3 tRNA genes are annotated in these 348 nt (G+C 52.6%); all 3 read right to left on the reverse strand.

From position 1 onward, the window contains the following. Positions 1–2: 2 nt before the first annotated feature. Positions 3–75, reverse strand: a tRNA-Ala gene (locus Q4528_RS12945). Between the two features lie 13 nt (positions 76–88). Continuing rightward, positions 89–162: transfer RNA gene (locus tag Q4528_RS12950), tRNA-Pro, on the reverse strand. Between the two features lie 23 nt (positions 163–185). Further along, a tRNA-Arg gene (locus Q4528_RS12955) sits at positions 186–262 on the reverse strand. Positions 263–348: the final 86 nt, after the last annotated feature.

Raw genomic sequence — 348 nt, forward strand, 5'->3', positions numbered from 1 at the left:
GGTGGAGACTAGCGGGATCGAACCGCTGACCTCCTGCGTGCAAAGCAGGCGCTCTCCCATCTGAGCTAAGCCCCCATTATTTAAGAAGTCGGGAAGACAGGATTCGAACCTGCGACCCCTTGGTCCCAAACCAAGTGCTCTACCAAGCTGAGCTACTTCCCGTATGTAGTTATTAACTTTAAAAATGGCGCGCCCGATAGGAGTCGAACCCATAACCTCTTGATCCGTAGTCAAACGCTCTATCCAGTTGAGCTACGGGCGCTATTTAAAGATGGTGCCGAGGACCGGAATCGAACCGGTACGGTGATCTCTCACCGCAGGATTTTAAGTCCTGTGCGTCTGCCAGTT

This window comes from Staphylococcus pasteuri, assembly GCF_030547725.1.
GTDB classification, from domain to species: domain Bacteria; phylum Bacillota; class Bacilli; order Staphylococcales; family Staphylococcaceae; genus Staphylococcus; species Staphylococcus pasteuri.